The 17,873-nt window shown below is 69.6% G+C and carries 15 protein-coding genes; 4 read left to right on the top strand and 11 right to left on the bottom strand.

Annotated elements, in window-relative coordinates; genetic code table 11:
* Positions 1-9: 9 nt before the first annotated feature.
* A complete protein-coding gene (gene rimK / locus ACFVV5_RS10050; protein WP_387242802.1) occupies positions 10-1,200 on the top strand; it encodes a 30S ribosomal protein S6--L-glutamate ligase in 1,191 nt (396 codons plus the stop codon).
* An 83-nt stretch (positions 1,201-1,283) separates the two neighbouring features.
* On the opposite strand, the gene ACFVV5_RS10045 is transcribed toward rimK, so the two are convergent.
* From ACFVV5_RS10045 to ACFVV5_RS10020, 6 genes are all read right to left on the bottom strand, one after another.
* Entirely contained in the window at positions 1,284-2,093 is an 810-nt protein-coding gene (locus ACFVV5_RS10045; RefSeq protein WP_387242799.1) for a hypothetical protein, read from the bottom strand.
* A 168-nt stretch (positions 2,094-2,261) separates the two neighbouring features.
* The gene (locus ACFVV5_RS10040) at positions 2,262-6,176 is read right to left on the bottom strand and encodes a D-Ala-D-Ala carboxypeptidase family metallohydrolase (RefSeq protein ID WP_387242796.1); all 3,915 of its coding nucleotides are present in this window, start codon (positions 6,174-6,176) and stop codon (positions 2,262-2,264) included.
* Between the two features lie 33 nt (positions 6,177-6,209).
* On the bottom strand, positions 6,210-7,352 hold the full coding sequence (locus ACFVV5_RS10035; protein ID WP_387242793.1) for a hypothetical protein: 1,143 nt from the start codon (positions 7,350-7,352) through the stop codon (positions 6,210-6,212).
* A 19-nt stretch (positions 7,353-7,371) separates the two neighbouring features.
* A complete protein-coding gene (locus ACFVV5_RS10030) occupies positions 7,372-7,884 on the bottom strand; it encodes a hypothetical protein (RefSeq protein ID WP_387242790.1) in 513 nt (170 codons plus the stop codon).
* Between the two features lie 24 nt (positions 7,885-7,908).
* Positions 7,909-9,165, bottom strand: a complete 1,257-nt coding sequence (locus ACFVV5_RS10025) for a hypothetical protein (RefSeq protein WP_387242787.1) — start codon at positions 9,163-9,165, stop codon at positions 7,909-7,911.
* Entirely contained in the window at positions 9,162-11,606 is a 2,445-nt protein-coding gene (locus tag ACFVV5_RS10020; protein WP_387242784.1) for a hypothetical protein, read from the bottom strand. Before ACFVV5_RS10020 ends, ACFVV5_RS10025 begins: the two co-directional genes overlap by 4 nt.
* A gap of 120 nt (positions 11,607-11,726) precedes the next feature.
* Between ACFVV5_RS10020 and ACFVV5_RS10015 the strand changes: the two genes are divergently transcribed.
* Complete coding sequence (locus ACFVV5_RS10015) at positions 11,727-11,894, top strand: hypothetical protein (protein WP_387242781.1); 168 nt, start codon at positions 11,727-11,729, stop codon at positions 11,892-11,894.
* Here ACFVV5_RS10015 and ACFVV5_RS10010 read toward each other — a convergent pair.
* Positions 11,855-12,547 carry a BTAD domain-containing putative transcriptional regulator gene (locus ACFVV5_RS10010; protein ID WP_387242778.1) on the bottom strand — a complete coding sequence of 231 codons (693 nt, stop codon included), beginning with the start codon at positions 12,545-12,547 and terminating at the stop codon, positions 11,855-11,857. The two genes, ACFVV5_RS10015 and ACFVV5_RS10010, sit on opposite strands and share 40 nt — an antisense overlap.
* 256 nt (positions 12,548-12,803) lie before the next feature.
* Here ACFVV5_RS10010 and ACFVV5_RS10005 point away from each other — a divergent pair, with 256 nt between their 5' ends.
* Positions 12,804-14,285 carry an AAA family ATPase gene (locus ACFVV5_RS10005; protein ID WP_387242775.1) on the top strand — a complete coding sequence of 494 codons (1,482 nt, stop codon included), beginning with the start codon at positions 12,804-12,806 and terminating at the stop codon, positions 14,283-14,285.
* A gap of 15 nt (positions 14,286-14,300) precedes the next feature.
* Here ACFVV5_RS10005 and ACFVV5_RS10000 read toward each other — a convergent pair whose 3' ends face one another.
* From ACFVV5_RS10000 to ACFVV5_RS09990, 3 genes are all read right to left on the bottom strand, one after another.
* A complete protein-coding gene (locus tag ACFVV5_RS10000) occupies positions 14,301-14,771 on the bottom strand; it encodes an SRPBCC domain-containing protein (RefSeq protein ID WP_387242772.1) in 471 nt (156 codons plus the stop codon).
* A gap of 130 nt (positions 14,772-14,901) precedes the next feature.
* Positions 14,902-15,285 carry an SgcJ/EcaC family oxidoreductase gene (locus tag ACFVV5_RS09995; protein WP_387242769.1) on the bottom strand — a complete coding sequence of 128 codons (384 nt, stop codon included), beginning with the start codon at positions 15,283-15,285 and terminating at the stop codon, positions 14,902-14,904.
* Between the two features lie 2 nt (positions 15,286-15,287).
* A complete protein-coding gene (locus tag ACFVV5_RS09990; RefSeq protein ID WP_387242766.1) occupies positions 15,288-15,995 on the bottom strand; it encodes an SDR family NAD(P)-dependent oxidoreductase in 708 nt (235 codons plus the stop codon).
* A 77-nt stretch (positions 15,996-16,072) separates the two neighbouring features.
* Between ACFVV5_RS09990 and ACFVV5_RS09985 the strand changes: the two genes are divergently transcribed.
* Positions 16,073-16,684, top strand: coding sequence for a TetR/AcrR family transcriptional regulator (locus ACFVV5_RS09985; protein ID WP_387242764.1), 612 nt, complete (start codon positions 16,073-16,075; stop codon positions 16,682-16,684).
* Between the two features lie 20 nt (positions 16,685-16,704).
* Here ACFVV5_RS09985 and tal read toward each other — a convergent pair whose 3' ends face one another.
* Positions 16,705-17,793 carry a transaldolase gene (tal, locus tag ACFVV5_RS09980; protein WP_387242761.1) on the bottom strand — a complete coding sequence of 363 codons (1,089 nt, stop codon included), beginning with the start codon at positions 17,791-17,793 and terminating at the stop codon, positions 16,705-16,707.
* Between the last annotated feature and the right edge of the window lie 80 nt (positions 17,794-17,873).

The following is a 17,873-nucleotide window of genomic DNA, read 5'->3' as shown; positions in this document are numbered from 1 at the left end:
GGCACACCCATGAAATTGGCGATCCTTTCGCGCGCCCCGCAGGCGTATTCGACTCAGCGGTTGCGAGCAGCGGCGTTGCAACGCGGTCATCGCGTGAAGGTGCTGGACACGCTGCGGTTCGCGATCGACCTGTCCGGGCCTGAGCCCGACTTGCAGTACCGGGGCCGGCTGCTGTCGGACTACGACGCCATCCTGCCCCGCGTCGGCAACTCGATCACGTACTTCGGCACCGCCGTCGTGCGGCAGTTCGAGCAGATGGACGTGTACACGCCCAACACCGCGAACGGCATCACGAACTCACGCGACAAGCTGCGGGCGACGCAGATCCTGTCGCGGCACAACATCGGGATGCCCGCGACGGCCTTCGTCCACAGCCGCGCGGACGTGCGCCTGGCGATCGAGAAGGTCGGCGGCGCCCCCGTCGTGATCAAGCTTCTCGAGGGGACGCAGGGCATCGGCGTCATCCTCGCCCCCGAAGTGAAGATCGCCGAGGCGATCATCGAGACGCTGCACTCGACGAAGCAGAACGTGCTGATCCAGAGCTTCATCTCGGAGAGCCGGGGGCGCGACATCCGGGCTCTCGTCGTGGGCGACCGCGTGGTCGCTGCGATGCGACGCAGGGCGAGCGGCGACGAGTTCCGGTCGAACGTGCACCGCGGCGGCACGGTCGAGCCCGTCGAGCTGACGCCGGAGTACGAGCAGGCGGCGGTGCGGTCGGCGCAGATCATGGGACTCCGCGTCGCGGGGGTCGACATGCTCGAGGGCAACGACGGCCCCCTGGTCATGGAGGTCAACTCGTCGCCGGGCCTGGAAGGCATCGAGACGGCGACCGGGCTCGACGTGGCCGGCGCGATCATCGACTTCATCGACAACCAGGTCGCCTTCCCCGAGATCGACGTGCGCCAGCGCCTCAGCGTCTCGACGGGCTATGGGGTCGCGGAGCTCGTGGTGCACGGAAACGCCGACCTCGTGGGCAAGCGGATGCGCGACTCCGGACTCGGCGAGCGCGACATCACGGTCTTGACCCTTCACCGTGGCGCGACGGTCATCCCGAATCCGCGCGGTGGCGTCGAACTGGAGGCCGGCGACCGGCTCCTCTGCTTCGGCAAGCTCGAGGAGATGCGCTCGATGATCCCGGAAAGGCGACGCCGGAGGGCGAAGGTGCGGAAGCTGCCGAAGGAGCCCATCCCCGAAGCGTGAGACGGGCCGAGCGTGAGACGGGCCGAGCGTGAGACGGGGCCCGGCGTGATGCCGGACCCCGTCCCTTCCCATCGACCCGGCGCCTAGCGCGTCGAGGCGATGCCCGACTGGAGCTGGTCGGCGACCTTCTGGATCGTCGCACCGTAGCCGCCGGCGATCGCGGTGGTCGCGATCTTCACGACGTCGGCCGTCTGCTCGGACGACGGCGCCTTCGAGAGCGCCGTCAGATCGCTCTGCAGCGCGGTGGGCAGCGACGCGAAGAGCTGCGCGTCACCGGTCACCGTGGTGGCGATCTCGGCACCCGTCCCGCCGATGTTCGAGGCGTCGAAGTCGTGCCCGACACCGCGGGCGATCGACTTCCACGACGAGGTCTCGCGGGCGTCGCGCAGGTGGGTGGCGAGGCTCTTGATGGCGGAGCCGTAGCCGCCGTCGAGGGCGGTCGACACGATCTTCTTCGCGTCGGCGGTGCGCTCGCTCGGCGACGCGTCCTTCAGCGTCGTCACGTCCCGCTGCAGGCTGGACGGGAGCAGCGAGAACAGAGCCGAGTCGCCCGCGAGCTTCTTAGCGAGCGCCTGCGCCTTCGCACCGTCGAGGTGAGCGGAGGGTGAGCCGGCTCCGAGGTCGCGTGTCAGGTCGTCGAGCGACAGGGTCGAGCTTCCGAAGGCGTGCGCCCCGCGCGTGCCGGCCGACGCGGAGGCCGAGGACGAGCCCGAGCCCGAGCCCGATCCCGCCGGCGTGTGGTCGGACGACGCCGCGAACGCTCCCTGGGCTCCGACTCCCACGAGCGCGGTGGCGGCCAGCACGGATGCCGCGCCGATGGCGAAACGCTTGGTGCCGGACACGATGTACTTCTCGGAGGTGGACTTCTCGGAGGTGTTCTTACGGTTGTTCACTCAGGATCCTTTCCGTTGCCCGCGACCGGCCCGACGGGAGTGTCGGGGCGGTGTCGCCGCGGGCATCCGGAAACCATACGGACCCGATCTGGACCTCCCGTCCGTACTCCCTTCGAAGAATCGAAGACCTCTGGAAGGTCCGCGGATGAGCGGGTAGGGTCGCCGCGCTCAGGGTCCCTCGTACACCTCGCGGAAGATCGGGATGTTGAACATCATCCGGATGGCGTTCGAGCGCGGCCCGTCGAACTGGTTCTTCTTGACCTCGCGGTGGAAGGCCCAGACCGGCAGGGTCGGCACGGTCCCGTCGGGGTCCGGATTCTTCGTCATGTCGCGCCGGACGAGCTGGTTGAACGAGGACGGCCGCGTGTTCCACTTCAGGTAGGCCATGCCGTTAAGGTCGAGCTCGTTCGGGGAGCCCGCCGTGACGGCCGGAATCGCGGCTGCTGCGGTGTGCGTCTCACGCCAGAAGGCATCGGTCAGCATGAGTGCCAATACGAAGAACCGCCAGCCGGCGACGACGGTGAAGACGCCGGGGGTGGCCGGGTCGGCCGTGACGGTGAGCTGTGCGTCGATCTCGCCCGCGATGTTCCGCGGAAGCCGGCCCGCCGTGACCTGGTCGGCGATCGCCCGGCGGAAGACCCGGTCGTGATCCGCGCCGGCGCCGGGCTGGGTGGAGATGCTGTTGTCCGCTCCCGGATGCGCCGTGACGTTGACGTAGTGGTCGGTGCCGAAGTTGATGAAGAGCGCGCTGGAGCGCCAGATGGCACGGGCATCCGCCGCGTCGTTGCCCTGGACCGTCGGGGGGATCGGCGCCGTCGTCAGCCCCTCCTTCGCCCACACCGCCATCAGGATCCACGGCTCGACCGACTGCGTCGGGTTCTCGGCCCACGCGGCGTAGGCGTCTTCGAACCGGTCGTTGGTCACCCGGCCGGTCAGGGCGTTGGCGTCGAGGTGCGGATGGTCGCTGCCGGGTCTGCCCACGCCGGTCTCGGCGATGATGCGCGCCCGGGTGGTGGCGGTGATGCTCGTCGCCTTGCCGGCGTTCTTGCGTACGTCGGTCGCGTGCGCTCGGGCGAAGTCGACCCCGCGTTGCAGGAGGGTCGCGCGGATCGTGGCGTCGTTCGTCGCCAGGAAGGCGGGGCGGATGACCGAGAAGCGTGCGTCGACGGCGTTCGGGATCGGCTGCGGGGCCGGCTTCGGGTTCGGCTGGGGGTTCGGCTGGGGCTGGGGCTTGGGCTGCGGTTGCGGCTTCTTCTTCTTTTTCGCGTGATGCGCGAACACCGCCTGCTTCGCGGCGATCCCGGCCTGGCCGGGGATGTACGTCCAGAGCGCCCACGTCCCCCGCACGTCCAGGTGGATGTAGTTGCTGCCGATGCCCAGTGCCAGCTCGCCGTCGGTCGCGTCGATCGCCAGCTTGGCCAGCGCTTCGCCGCTCATCCCGTTGACGCGGATGTCGGCGGCCTGGCCGGAGCAGTGCCTGCTCTTCGTCGGGGTCTGTCCCCGGGCGCGGTACACGGCGACGTTGCGGGCCCACGACCGGAAGCCGGAGTCCACATAGACGGCGCGACCGACGCGGTCGCGGACCGCCTGGAGAACGCGCACGAGCTCCGGCGAGATCCGCGCGTACGGCGAGGCCTGCCCACCGCTCGAGACGAGCTCCTTGACGGTGAAGTTCTTCGCCAGGCGCATCCGGTGAGTGGATGGCGGGGTCGAGAGCAGAGGCAGGCCGGCGTTGTTGGGGTCGGCGTAATCGGGGTTGGCCGTTGCCGACGGCGGGGCGGGACGCAGGGACGATCCCGCAGAAGGCGACGACGTCTCGACGGAATGAATCGCAGCGGAGAACGAGTCGAAGCCCTCGTTCTCGAACTCCTCGGCGACCAGGTCGCTGAGCCCGACGACCTCGGGATCGAGCTGTTCGGAGTCCAGCTGGACGGGGGCGACGGGTGTCTCGTATTCGGGCTCGAACGACTCGGGATCGAAGCCCTCGGGCTCGAGCAGCTCGGGCTCGAGGAGCTCGGGTTCGAGCGACTCGGGATCGAAGCCCTCTGCTTCGAACGCCTCGGGCTCGAATGTCTCGGGCTCGAATGCTTCGGTTTCGAGTTCTCCTGACACGAAACCCTCCGACTCGTAGCCCTCGGGCTCGAAGAGCTCCAGTCCTTCCGCCTCGAACGACTCAGGCTCGAAGTTCTCCAGCTCATAGCCCTCGGGCGAGAACCACTCCGGTTCGAGTCCTTCCAGCTCGAACCCTTCCGCCTCGAAACTCTCGGGCTCGAACCCCTCGGGCTCGAACCCCTCCGGCTCGAACCCCTCCGCCTCAAAACTCTCAGGCTCAAACCCCTCCGCCTCAAAACTCTCAGGCTCAAACCCCTCAGGCTCGAACCCCTCTGGCTCGAACCCCTCCGCCTCGAACGCATCCCAGGCGAGCGATTCGGCGCTCTCCGGTCCCGCGACTCCGGAGAGTCCCGCGAACCCGGCGTACGCCTCCCCCGCCGACCCGGCAGGAAAGCGCGACGTCGCCGGCAGGTCGGCCCCCGCATCCCCCAGCAGCGTGGCGCCGTACCGCCGCGGAATGGTGTCGTGCGCCTCCGTGGTTCGCTCCACCCGGAATCGATCGCGCAGCCCGGCCGCCCCCGGCACCGAGAGCACCGCGGCGAGCCGCCGGCCGAGCGTCTCGCTCGACGGCTGCGTCGAGACCTTTGCGCTGCTGACCCGGTAGAGCACGCGCATCGCCGGCGGCGGAGATGCCGGCGAGCCGAGCTGCTGCGCGATGCGCCGCTCCATCCAGTCCCCCAGCGCCGTCGACGGCTGGTAGAGCGCGTCGAAGACGTGGACCTCATCCGGATCGGTGTTCGCGAGGATCGCAAGCAGAGCCTTCCCACCGCCGGAGTGTGCTGTGAGGATGAGCCGGCCGCGTGGCGCGCTCACGCCGGTCTTCGCGGTGAACCTGGCCAGCGCATCCGAGACCAGGGCGTCGATGCGACCCTGGCCCTTCAGCGCCGGGAAGTCGTACCCCCGGCCGGACGAGCCGCCGTAGAAATCGCCGCGCGGGAGCACCGTCAAGGTGGGGCGCGAGCGCTGCGAGAGCCCGAGCCCGCTGAGGGGCAGCTTCTCCGTGTCGAGACGCATCGCCTTTCCGCTGGGCGAGAATCCGTGCAGGTGCACGACGACGTCGATCGCGGTCGGCGACGACATGTCGTTCCAGCCGAGAACGACATCCGGATGCGTGCCTCGGTGCGACGCGAGCAGCGGCGAGGCCGGCACGATCAGGCCGCCCGCCCGCACCGATCCCGGGACGACGGGCACCGGCGGGATCGGCACCGGCGGCACCGGAACGGGCACCGGCGGCAGCGGCACCGGCGGCACCGTCTTGCCACCCTTCGCTGCCCGGTAAGCCCGGATCTCCCGGAGCGCACGGACGCGGTCTTTGCCGCCGAAGTACGTCCATGACGCCCACCTCGGCCGGACGTCGACGTGGGCATAGGTGTACCCGATTCCGACGCCGAGTTCGGTGCCCCACGCATCGATTGCCAGTTTTGCGATCTCGATCCCGGACATTCCGGCAATCTTGATGTCCGCTGCCTGTCCCGAGCAGTGACGACTCAGCGTCGGCGTCGGGTCTCCGCCATCCCTCTGCGCGCGTTCCTTGTAGACGACGCCGTTGCGCTTCCAGGATCGGTAGCCCGACGTAATCCGAACGGCCTTGCCCCCGCGTTCCCGGATGCCCTGCAGGAGTCGCACCAGCTGCGGGGAGATGCGGGCGACGTCGGCGTACTGACCTCCACTGCGCACGAGTTCGCCGACGGTGAAGTGCTGCGACAACGGCAACGTCCGCACAGCCGGCCCCGTCGACAGCAGGGGCAGCCCGGCGTTGTTCGGGTCCCAGTGCTCCTCGCCGGGGCCCGTCGCCCCGGTCGTCTCCGTCAGGACGGTCCCCGACGGGAAAACCTCGCCTTCGCCGACAGGCCCCGGATACCCGGCCTCGAACCCGCTCCCGGCCTCCGGCATCGTCTCGAACGGAGACTCGAACGGAGACTCGAAACCGCCGAGGGTCAGCTGCTCGCTGAACGTCTGGCTCTCCATCATGATCGCTCGCCCTTCCCGGCTGCGTCGGCGGCGTCAGCGGACGAGTGCCGCTGGTCGCCGCTGCACCTCGATGGGCGCCTTGCGCGCCTTGAGGTCACGGCCGGCCGCCGAGGACCACTCGGTGATGATCCGGCGCGTGAACGAACCGAGCGGGGTGAGGCTCGAGCCGCCCGGTGCGACGGTGTCGTACAGCACCCAGGCCGACTCCGGGCCGGTCACGATGTCGGCCTCGATCGTGCGCATGAGGATCGAGAGGTCCTCGGCCATGGTGATGAGCGACGTCGACTTGGAGTGCGCCGGCAGACCGACCCGCTCCCCGATCAGCCGCAGGCGGTCGCCGGCGCTCGTCGCCTGCGCCTTGAGGTCGACCACGACCGGCGTGTTGCTGTCGATCGTGAGGTTCAGCCAGCCGAGAGCTGTCGCCGAGGCGAGCTCCTCACGGGCGAGCACGGCCTTCTGCCGCCGCGACCGGAGGATGTACTGGAGCTCCTGGGCGATGGCGTAGATGCGGTCGTTGTCGGCCGAGTTCACCCCGGCCACGTTGCGCAGGTTGATCATCGCCTGCCAGATCTCGTAGAGCAGCTCCTCGAACAGTTTGACGAATCCCGTGTTGGAGGCGAGAGCCTTCTGGTAGACCTTCGGGCGGTTGTCGTCGGCGCCGAACGAGAGGTCCATCCCGAACATCCGCCAGTACGCGTTGCGTCTGACCGACTCGGGGTCGGGGCGTGCAGCGCTCGTGGAGAGCCAGGCGGGCAGGATGTTCCACGCCCCGAGGAGCATCGTCTCGGTGGTGTCGAGCCACCACTGGGTCGCGACCGAGGGCACTCCGAGGCCCTCCCCGCTGCGGAACTCGCGGACGACGCGACCGAAGATCTGCACCATCCGGGTGTTCTCCAGCACGTACGAGGCGAGGAAGTGGTCCCAGGCGGGACCGGCCACCGGTTCGTAGGCCGCGAAGTTGCCGGTCTTGTACAGCGCGGTGCGCGCCGGACCGGCGGGCTTGCCGTTCGGCGCCCACACGTTGGCGCTGTCCCACACCTGCTCGAGGTAGAGCACGAGGTCGAACGGGTCTGCGCTGAGCACGGCCGCGGCCGCCTCCCCGGCGTTGGTGATCGGGAGCGTGGGCCCGGATCCGGTCGGCGCCGACAGGAGTCGCCTGGTGAGCTGCGGAATCATGATGTCCCTTTCTGCCGTCTCACGACAACGAGCTGGTGGGAACGCCGACGACGATCGCCGGCGGGGGGTCGTTGAGGAAGCCGACGTCGTATTCGACGAGGGACACCTCGTAGGAGTTCGCCCGGATGCGCTGCATGGTCTGCTGCAGCAGCACGAAGCGCTCCGCCACATCGTCGGGGAGGGGCACCTCTCCGTTGGAGGGCACGAGGTCCGCGAGCGGCTGCAGCTGGCCGATCACCGTGTCGAACCCGTTCTCGAGCACGTTGCTGATCGCGTCGATCCCGCTGACCAGGAACAGGTCCTTCTGCCGCTCGTCGAACTCGCGTTGGCGGCTGTCGTAGTCGCGCCGCATCTGCTCGTGCTCGTTGCGGATGCGTTCGTTCTCGATCCGCATCTGCGCGTTCTCCTCGGAGATCCGTTCGTTCTCGGCGGCGATCCGTTCGTGGATGGCCACGAGTCTGTCGATCTCGCGGAAGGCGCCGGCGACGGTCCTGCGGTCCGCAGAGCCGCCGGAAGGCTTCGTGTCGCTCATTTCTTCTCCGATCTCCGTGTTGTCTCAGGCGGCCAGGGCGCCCGTGTTCATCCAGCTGCGTGCTCGTTCGACCCAGGTCGCGGCTTCGGCCGGCCTCTCGGCCTCGCGCAGCCCGGCGAGGGCGACGATCCGGATGCCCTCAGTGCGACGCCAGTGCGGCGAGGTCCAGAGGGCGGTCCCCGCCACGCGTTCGAGTTCCGCCAGCGCTGTCGGCGACACCCGCGCCGGATCCACCGCGCTCGCGATGGGCCGCCCGTCGAGGCCCGGGATGGGCGCGGTCAGGCAGCTGTCGGCGATCGCGTCCATGCGCTGCCGCGACCTCTCCAGCAGAGCTCGCACGGTCACATCCGCCTGGCGGAGCGGGAACAGTGCCAGCATCGCCGTCTCGAGGTCGTCCCACGGCCCGTGGCCGTAGACCTGCCGGCAGAAGGCGCAGCCGAGAAGGGTGCGCAGCCAGCCGACAGGGTGCGGGTCGCCGATCGGCCAGCGCAGGATGGTGCGCGCGTCGCCGACGACGTCGTACAGCGCCGTGACCGAGGCGTATCCGGTGTGGGCGAAGGCGAACACGTCGGCCGCGATCTCCGAACTCCACGCCGACCACATCGACTGCAGCTGCGGGTCGGAGGCGAGGGCCCTCGTGAGCGACGCCTCCAGGGCCGGCACCCATCCGGTGAGGGCCGCCACCTGGTGCCCGGCCTCGTGGAAGAGGGAGGTTGGCCGGTAGAGGTTGTGCCGCACGATCTTGATGGCGGCGACGGGGTTGATGCTGCCGGGCGCCCACAACCGGATGCCCGCCCGCAGGATCGACGCCCCCATCCCTTTGTCCACATACGTGAGAACGGGTACGGGCGCGCTGCCCGCCCGAGCGAGCACGGGCTGCATGCTCGCCATGGCCAAGGCGTCGAGGGACTGCAGCGCAGCGCGCAGCTGTGGGCTGGTGCGCGACGAGACCGCGTCGCCGAAGAAGTCGAGAGTCGTCTCGACCTGGGTGAAGCGCCGCCGGAACTGCTGCACCCCGGACACGGCTGCGGGAAGCGCCGTCGCATCGCGGTGGGCGGCCCTCGTCAGCGCGAGGGTGGCCGTGCCGATGTCGACGAGCTCACCGACCACCACGCCGAGGTGCCGGCGAAGCGGGATGCCGACATACGACTCCACCGACCGCCAGGCCGCCTCCGAGGCGAACTCCTCGGCATCCTGGAAGGTGGTGGCGGCCGCGAGCCAGTGGGCGATCTGGCGTTCCAGGTCGTCGGCGACTGCGCGGGCGTCGAGGTCGGTGATCATGGCCGGTGCTTGCCCGTCCGCACGCCGATGGTCACAGCGGGCTTGCCGCGGAAGGCGCTCCCCGACGTGATCGTGGCGAGAGCGGCCACGCCGAGCGTGCCGGTGAGCGCCTGCCTCAGGAGTGGGAGGCCCGGCGCCGACGAGATGGTCGCTGTCACCGTGACGCCGCTGCGCGGATCGGCCGCCGCGCGGGCGAACTCCGCCGCCTCGCCGCGTGCCCAGGCCGCGAAGGCGGGCAGCAGCCAGCTCCGGATGCGCGCGCGCAGAGCGGACACGATCGTGGGCGCCAGCCGTCCGAGCGCCGGGCCGAGGGCGTCCTCGCCCTGCTCGAGCTCCTTGACGATCCGCACCCGTCCCGACGGATGGGCGAACGACCTGGCCAGTCGGTCGTAGGCCGCGCTCAGCGCCGGTATCAGCACCGGTTCGCTGCGACCCTCCCGGATGCCCGCGGCGATGGTCTGCGCATCGGTCTCCGAGAAGTAGAGCGCGACCACGACTCTCGACGCGGTCGTGTCGACGACCACCCACCCTTGGGAGCCTGCCGGCGTCCGTCCGGCCCGGCCGGGGCGTCCCGCTCCGGCGACGGCGATCGCGGCGGAGGGCGAGAGCGGCTCCAGCCAGTAGAAGCGCTGCCCGGCTGCCACCCGTGCGCGGGTGCGGAGGAACTCCGGGGGGACGGCGACGCCGAGTCCAGGCTCACGCAGCAGGAGACCCGCCGCGTTCGGGGTGAGGGGGTGCAATTGCGAGCTGGACAGCCGGACGCCGCTACGGGTCCGCTCGATCGCCGCGATCCTCCGCAGCGAGGTGCCGACCGTCGCCTGGAAGATGTGGATGCGCACCCGCGCGGGGAGCGTCAGACCGGCGGCCTTCAGACTGGCGCCGAGGGTCACGCCGCCGAACGTGTCGAGCTTGTCGGCGATCGTCGCCGTCACCTCGATCTCGGGCGAGCGGCTGTAGCGGCGGTACGGACGCAGCGTGCGGGCGCGCCGTGCCACGAACCGCCCGCCGAGGGCCGGAGCGCGCTGCACTCCCGTCCGGATGAGCGTCGGCGGGAAGTTGGCGCCCACCGAGCGGTCGAACGCGCGGGCGGTCGCGGCCTGCATCAGGCTCTCGTCCTCGAGCTCGTACTCCTGCGTCTCGGCCAGTTGCCGCACGGTGTCCTCGATGGTGCTCGCGAGCATCACCGGCACCGCCTCCGTCTCGAGCTCCGGTTCCAGCTGTTCCAGGGAGATCAGCCGGAGGCCGGTGTCCACGATCGCGTTGGAGAGGGGACCCGAGATGGTGGGCCCGACCCATTTGCCGATCAGCTTGCCGAGGAACTTGGCGAGGAATCCGACCACGCGAGGACGCCCGACGAGGCTGATCCCCACGCGGAGGGCGCCGAGGAGCGCCGGGATGAACTGCTCGACCGCCGGCGCGACCTCGTCCCCGCTCTTCGCCTCGCTGAGCGCGTCGATCAGTCGTCCGCGGGCCTCGGCCAGCGCCTCCAGCTCGGTGCTTCCGGTCGCGCCCTCGTCCAGGTACTCGACATCGAACGCCTCCGACTCGCCTCCGGTCTCCCCCTCCGAGAGCATCGCCTCGGCCAGGGCCGCGTCGAACGAGTCCACGAGCGTCTCGGTGTCCGACGCCACGGCCGGCGTCGTCGCGAAGTCCTCGCCGCTTCGGTCTGCCTCGAACTGCTCGGACTCGCTCTCGCCGAACAGCTTCGACGACAGCAGCCGTGCCGGCGCCTGCAACGGTGCGGGCAGACGCCCGATGGCGAACGACAGGACGCGCTTCAGCAGTGGCCGGATGAGCTTGACCAGGCCTTTCAGCGCCCCGGTGAGCAGTCCGCCGGCGGCGGACCCGACCTTCTTCGCCGTGTTCACCACGAACTTGACGGCGCTTTTGGCCTTGCGGATCAGACCGCCGATGAATTCCTCGCCCGCGGGCGAGATCTCCGTGAGTTCCGGATCGAAGCGGTCGAGGAGCTCGTCCAGCTGCTGCTCGCCGAGCGCTTCGACGTCGACGTTGCTGAGCCCTTCGGCGAGACTCTCGAGGTATCGCTCCGCCGCGAACTGGATCGGCGCGAGGTGGCCGGCCGCGATGCGCTCGCGCTCCCCGGAGGAGGCGGGCGACTCGTCGGAGAAGCGCTGCGCGACAGCGTCCTCCGTCTCGGCGAGCAGCTCGCCGACGGCCTCGTCGAAGGCCTCGTCGCGCACCGCTTCGAACGCGCTGTCGAGCAGGCTCTCCCGCTCTCCCATCGGCGACGAGGTCTCCGAGAACGGGGTCAGGTTCTCCGCCCACGGCGTGTACCCGACGCCTTTCGGTTCGCTCTCCGAGCTGGTCCCGGCGGTCGTCTCGCCGCTCGGCCCCTCGCCGAACCCCTCGCCGAACGGGCCTTCCGAGAACGGCTGGCTCTCGAGCGTGAACTGATCCGTCTGACCCTGGATGATCGTCATCGTCGAGCTCCCTCCGACCCAGTGATCGTGCGCATCCAGTGCATCAGACGGGCCGTCCGCGATCGTGTCGCGAAGCGACCTCCGTCCGTCACCCGGACGACCGCGAGCCGTGGTGCGGACGTGACCGTCCCGACCGCGCGGCGTGCCGTCATCATCGGCGTCCCGTTGCTGCGGCGTCCGGATCGTGTCCGCGTGGCGTCCGCTGCGACCGTCGCCGGGCATCCGGGGCTGGGAAGCGGTCGTGCCGGTCAGGCCGCCCCGGCGGCGGGCGCCGCGACAGCAGCGTGAACGGCATCGGCCAGCGCCGGGTCCGGTTCGACGCCCAGCTCCGCTTCCAGGATGCGCGCGAACGCATGGAAGCGGGCGGCGGCCGCGTGCCGGTTGCCTTCGAGCAGATGCGCGTGGATGAGTGCGAACGCGGCGGACTCGCGCAGCGGATCGGCTGCGAGCGCCGCCGTGCCGGCCTGGGTCGCCAAAGCGTGCACGCCATGCTCGGCCATCGTGAGGCACGCGGCTTCGAGCGCCTGGACCCGCAGGAGGTGGAACGCCTCCTGCGCGGGCACGACCCACTCCTCGTGCCAGCCGGGCAGCAGGTCATGCGAGAGGCCGGTGATCTCGTCGAGGGTGAGTTCGCCGCCGTCGATCGCAGCGCTCGCCGCCGCGTGCAATGCCGCAAGGTCGACCTCGGCGCTCAGCTCCAGCGTGTCCCCCGCCGAATCGATCCACTCGGCCGGCGACTGCCACAACGCCCGCCGCAGATTGGCCCGCGCCTGGCTCTCGGCGACATCGGTCCAGAGCTGATCGGCGGCCACCGCACGCGCGACCGCTCCGCCGTGCACAGCGAGGAACGCGAAGAGCCGGCGCGACGGAAGGGACAGCCGGATCGCCGGGTAGACGCCCAGTCCCCCCACGACGGCCAGTCTCCGATTCGACTCAGGCATGTCGAAGCCGTTCTCTGCGTGATGCGCCGCGCTCGAGGCCCAGCGCCGGATGTCGCGGCTGAGGCACTGCGTTTACCCGCGCCGCACATCCACTGTGGACCGGTCTGTCCCGACCGTCAAGACGTTTCGCGTCGCAGTCACGCGCGCACACCGCGCGGGCTACCCGGGGGCCCGAAACCGGCCTACCGTACAATGCAAGTTTGTGAATACATGCGCGACGCCCACAGGGCGCCCGCAGGAGGAGTGAGAGAACCACGTGACGCTTGACATCCCCGCTGTGCCGCTGATCACCGCGCGATTCGGCGGCGACCGCTCCGGAGAGCTGAGCATCGATGGCATCAGCGAGACATTCTCCGCCGACAGCACCGACCAGGTGCGCGAGGCGATCCTCGCCCGCGTCAGCGACGTCGCCGTCGAATTGGGCCGGCCCGTGAGGCTGATCACCGAGGACGACGAAGGCCAGTGGCTGCTCGTCGTGCACGCCAGCGGCGAGATCGGCGAAGAGGAGCGGCTGGTCGCCGATCCGGTGGCCGATGCGGACGAACGGGCGGCGGCGCACCCGCACCGGGCGGACGAGCTGCCACAGGACTGGTCTGCGGACTCGATCGCCGAGTCGCGCTCCGACTTCGACTTCGCCTCCCTGCTGCCGTCGGCCGATGAGGCGCCCCGACCGGCGTTCGAAGACATCCTCGACCCCCACGTCGAGCTCGACACCTCGGCCGGAAGCGACCCGCTGCCGGCGCCGACGATCCTCTCGCGGCCGGAGACCGGGCCGAACCCGGCCCTGCGGATCGAGACCGAGCCCGAGCCCGTGCCCTCGGCGGGACGGGCCTCGTTCCTCACCGAGGAGCGCACGCCCGACCGCGCCCGGAAGGGCTGGCGGGGCCTCCTCGCCAAGACCGGGCTGCCCATTCCCGCTTCCACCCGCGAGCGCGTCGAGCGGGACGAGACGCACGCCGTCAGCCAGCACTGGGCGGGACCGCGCACGATTGCGATCGTGAACGGCAAGGGCGGCGCCAACAAGACCCCGACCACTGCCATGCTCGCCGCGGTCTTCGCGCGAAGCGGTGGCTCCGGCGTGCTCGCCTGGGACAACAACGAGACGCGCGGCACCCTCGGCTGGCGCACGGAGCAGGGCCTCCACGACGCGACCGTCCAGACGCTCCTTCCGAACACGGAGCACCTGCTCTCCCCGGCCGCCCAGTCGTCCGACCTGTCGCATTTCGTCCACCACCAGACCGGCGACAAGTACGACGTCCTGCGATCGAACCCCGCGATGCTCGCGACCGAGCAGCGCATCACCACCGACGACTTCGACAAGCTCCACTCGGTGGTCGCCAAGTACTTCCGGCTGATCTTCATCGACAGCGGCAACGACGAGTCCGCCGACCGCTGGCTCCGGATGATCGACCACACCGATCAGCTGGTGATCGCGACCACCGCGCTCGGCGAGCACGCGGAAGCCGGTGCCCTCCTGCTCGAGGCTCTCGCGCAGCGCGATGAACGCTCCGCCCGGCTGGCATCCGGGGCCGTCGTCATCGTCTCGCAGTCCGAGAAGTCCGGCGGCGCCGCGGATGCCCGCCGGGTCGCCGACGGCTTCGAGTCCCTCGCCCGCCGGGCCGTGTCGGTGCCGTTCGACCCGGCGATGCACGGAGGACGTCTCGAATACAGCGCGCTCTCGCCGGCGTCACGGCGCGCCTGGCTGCACGCCGCGGCCGCCGTCGCGGAAGGACTCTGAGCCGCACGAACCGGGTCACACGGGCTGGTTCGCGTGCCCGGCCTCTCGCAGGATCGGCTCGCCTGTGCCGGTCGTGATCAGACCTCGCAGGCTGCCGTTGATGTAGAACCCCCACGCGTTGGAGCAGATGTCGTAGCACTCGTGGTCGGGCACCAGACCGGCGTGCGTGAAGCGGATCTCCGTTCCGTCGCCCGTCTCGGCGATGTCGAAGCGGATCTCCGTGTCCTTCCACTCGGTCTGGTCCTGCACGAAGTTCATGTAGTTGTCCAGGACGCGCCAGACGACCCGCTCTCCGGGGATCAGCTCGGTGATCCGGATGCGGGAGCGGTGGATGTCCTTGGCGCGGAAGGTGAACTCCTCGCCGACGGCATCGGTGCGCCCGTCGAGGTCTTCCGACCACCATCTCCGCACATCGTTGATGGCGTCGAACGCTTCGCGCGCCGTCTGCTCCACGACCAGGGTGGTCTCATAGCTTCGATCGTTCATCGGTCTCTCCCTTTCGTCTCCGACTCGCACATGCTGCATGAACATGCAACCCTAGTGTTGCACTTTCTTCTCAGGAAGTGCAACACAAGGGTTGCAGTCAGGGACCCGGATCGTTCGGGCGCGGCGCGATTCAGACCTCGATCTTGGAGACGTGGTAGTGGCTGAGGAGCCACGCGCCGTCGGCCCGGACGAGCACCGCCGTCAGGTGGACGCGGATCACGACTCCGTCGGGGCGGGCGAAGTCGACCGCGACGTAGGCGATGAGCGTGTCGTCGGAGAGCTGCCGTCGCTCGAGGACCTCATAGGTCGGGCTGAGGCCGACCGGCTGCTTGTCGTAGTAGGCCGCGATTCCCGGTCGGCCGACGGTGTGGGTCCTGTCGAACCCCTGGAAGACCGCGTCCTTGGTGAAGGACGACGCGGCGCGCTCCGGCTCGTGTGCGCGGATCGCATCCGCCCACTCGTCGAGAGCGTCGGTCACGATGCGGTTCAGTTCAACGGTGCCGAGTGCGGTCATGATCAGTTGCCCGCGCTCTGTCCGCCGTCGACGTGCAGGAACTCTCCGGTGACGAAGGGCGCCTGCTCGAGGTACAGCACACCGTGCACGACGTCGTCGATGGTCCCCATCCGGCCCACCGGGTGCAGTGCCGCGTACGTGTCGTACGTCTCCTCGGCGTGCAGCGGGGTCTTGATGATCCCGGGCGAGACCGCGTTGACCCGGATGCCCCTGCCCGCGTACTCGATGGCCAGCGACTTGACGACGGATGCGAGTCCGCCCTTGGTCAGGGAGGCGAGCGCCGACGGGACGTTCGAGTTGGCGTTCTCCACGAGCGTCGTCGTGACGTTCACGACGTGGCCGGAGCCCTGCGTCTCCATCTGCGCCAGCGCCTTCTGCGTCACGTGGAAGAACCCGCCCAGGTTCACGCGCAGAGCGTTGTCGTAGTCGTCCTGGGTGTATTCCCCGAACGGCTTGGCGATGAAGATCCCGGCGTTGTTCACCAGCGTGTCGACGCGACCGAACGTGCCGACGGCGGTGGCGATGACCTTGTCGGCGACGGCCGGGTCGGAGATGTCACCGGCGACGGTGACCGTGCTCGTGTCGCTCGAGGCCGCGATCGACCGGGAGTTGGCGACGACCGCGTAGCCGAGGCGGCGATACGCCTCGACGAGGCCGGCTCCGATGCCCTGCGATCCGCCCGTGATGACGGCGACTTTACGAGATTCCATGGTGTTACATCCTTACTAGACGATCGGTCAACTACTAACAGTGACAGTTATAGCCGACCGGTCGTATAATTGCAAACATGGGACGAAAATCAGACGCGAGACAGCGCATCCTCGATGCCGGCGCGACGCTCTTCGGGCAACGGGCGTACAGCACGATCGGCGTCGCCGAGATCTGCGCCGAAGCAGACGTGCCCAAGGGGAGCTTCTACTACTTCTTTCCGTCGAAGCAGGCCCTCGCGCTGGCCGTCGTGGACGAGCACTGGGTGTGGCAGCGCGGCCAGTGGATGGGCATCCTGACCGCCCCCGAGCCGATCGTCGATCGGCTGCGCGCGCTGTTCATCGCGACCGCGGAGATGCAGAGCGCCGCCTTGAAGGGAACCGGCGCCGTTGCCGGCTGTCTGTTCGGGAACCTCGCACTCGAGGTCAGCGCCCAGGACGACCCGCTGCGCGCCCGGCTTCAGGAGATCTTCGACGAGCAGATCGACATCGTCGAGGGCGCCATCCGCGAGGCCGTGACCGCCGGCGAGGTGTCGGTGGCGTCACCGCGCGAGACGGCGAGGTCCATCGTCGCCCAGATCGAGGGCATGATCCTCTTCGCCAAGCTGTTCAACGACCCGGCGCAACTCGACCAGCTGTGGCAGAACAGCATGAAGTTGCTCGGTCTGGGAGACGCCGCGGTCGCCGCCTGACGTCGCGCGGATCGCGCACCTCAGTGCGGCGAGATCGCGCCGATCAATGTCTCCCACGACGCGGCGAACGTGACGATCCCGGCCGTCTCCAGGGTGTCGGCGACGTCGGCCATCGACACACCGGCCGCAGCGAGCTCGTCCAGCATCCGGCGCGCGTCGTCGTACGTCCCGTGGATCGTGTCGTTCCGGATGCTGCCATGATCGGCGACCGCCTCGAGCGTTTTGGCGGGCATGGTGTTGACGGTGTGCGGGGCGACCAGCTCCTCGACGTAGATCGTGTCGCGGAGCCGCGGGTCCTTCACCCCAGTGGACGCCCAGAGCGGGCGCTGCGGATTCGCGCCCGCCCGGGCGAGTTCCCGCCAGCTGGCATCCAGCAGCGTCTGCTCGAAGATCTCGTACGCGAGCCGGGCGTTGGCGATCGCCGCCTGCCCGCTCAGCCGCTCAGCCGTCTCTCCCCCGAGAGCAGCCAGGCGACGGTCGACCTCGACGTCGACGCGGGAGACGAAGAACGAGGCGACGGAGTGGATCGAGCCGATGTCGTGGCCCGCGTGCCGGGCGCGTTCGAGTCCGGCCAGGTAGGCGTCGATCACCTGGCGATAGCGCTCGAGTCCGAAGATCAGCGTGACATTCACGCTGATGCCGGCGGCCGTGGCGTCGGCGATCGCCAGCACGCCGGCCGGAGTCGCCGGGATCTTGACGAGCACGTTGGGGCGATCCACGAGCTCGTGCAGGTGGACGGCTTCGGCCAGCGTGGCCGTTGGGTCGTGCGCCACGGCCGGGCTCACTTCGATCGAGACGCGCCCGTCGACACCGCCGGTCGCGTCGTACACCGGCTTCAGGATGTCGCACGCCGCCCGCACATCGTGCGTCATCAGGGCGAAGGCCGTCTCCGCAGGGCCGGCGCCTTCCGCCCGCAGCTCGGCGAGCTGGTCGTCGTAGACCGCGCTCTCTGCGAACGCGTTCGCGAAGATCGTGGGATTGGTGGTGATGCCGGCGACGTCGCGCTCGGCGATGAGCCGTTCGAGCCCGCCGGAGACGATCCTGCCCCGTGAGAGGTCGTCGAGCCAGATGCTCACACCCGCGGCACGCAGGTCTGCCGTGGCCGTCACGACGTCACCGTCTGGAGGGCGGCGCCGACGAGGGCGCCTGGCGTGGGAGTGGGAGTGGACATGTCGTGCTCCTTGGTGGC

It is taken from the genome of Leifsonia sp. NPDC058248, from assembly GCF_042881905.1.
In the GTDB taxonomy this organism is placed as follows: domain Bacteria; phylum Actinomycetota; class Actinomycetes; order Actinomycetales; family Microbacteriaceae; genus Leifsonia.
The sequence above is the reverse complement of the archived record's forward strand: the minus strand, read 5'-3'. Positions and strand labels throughout refer to the sequence as shown.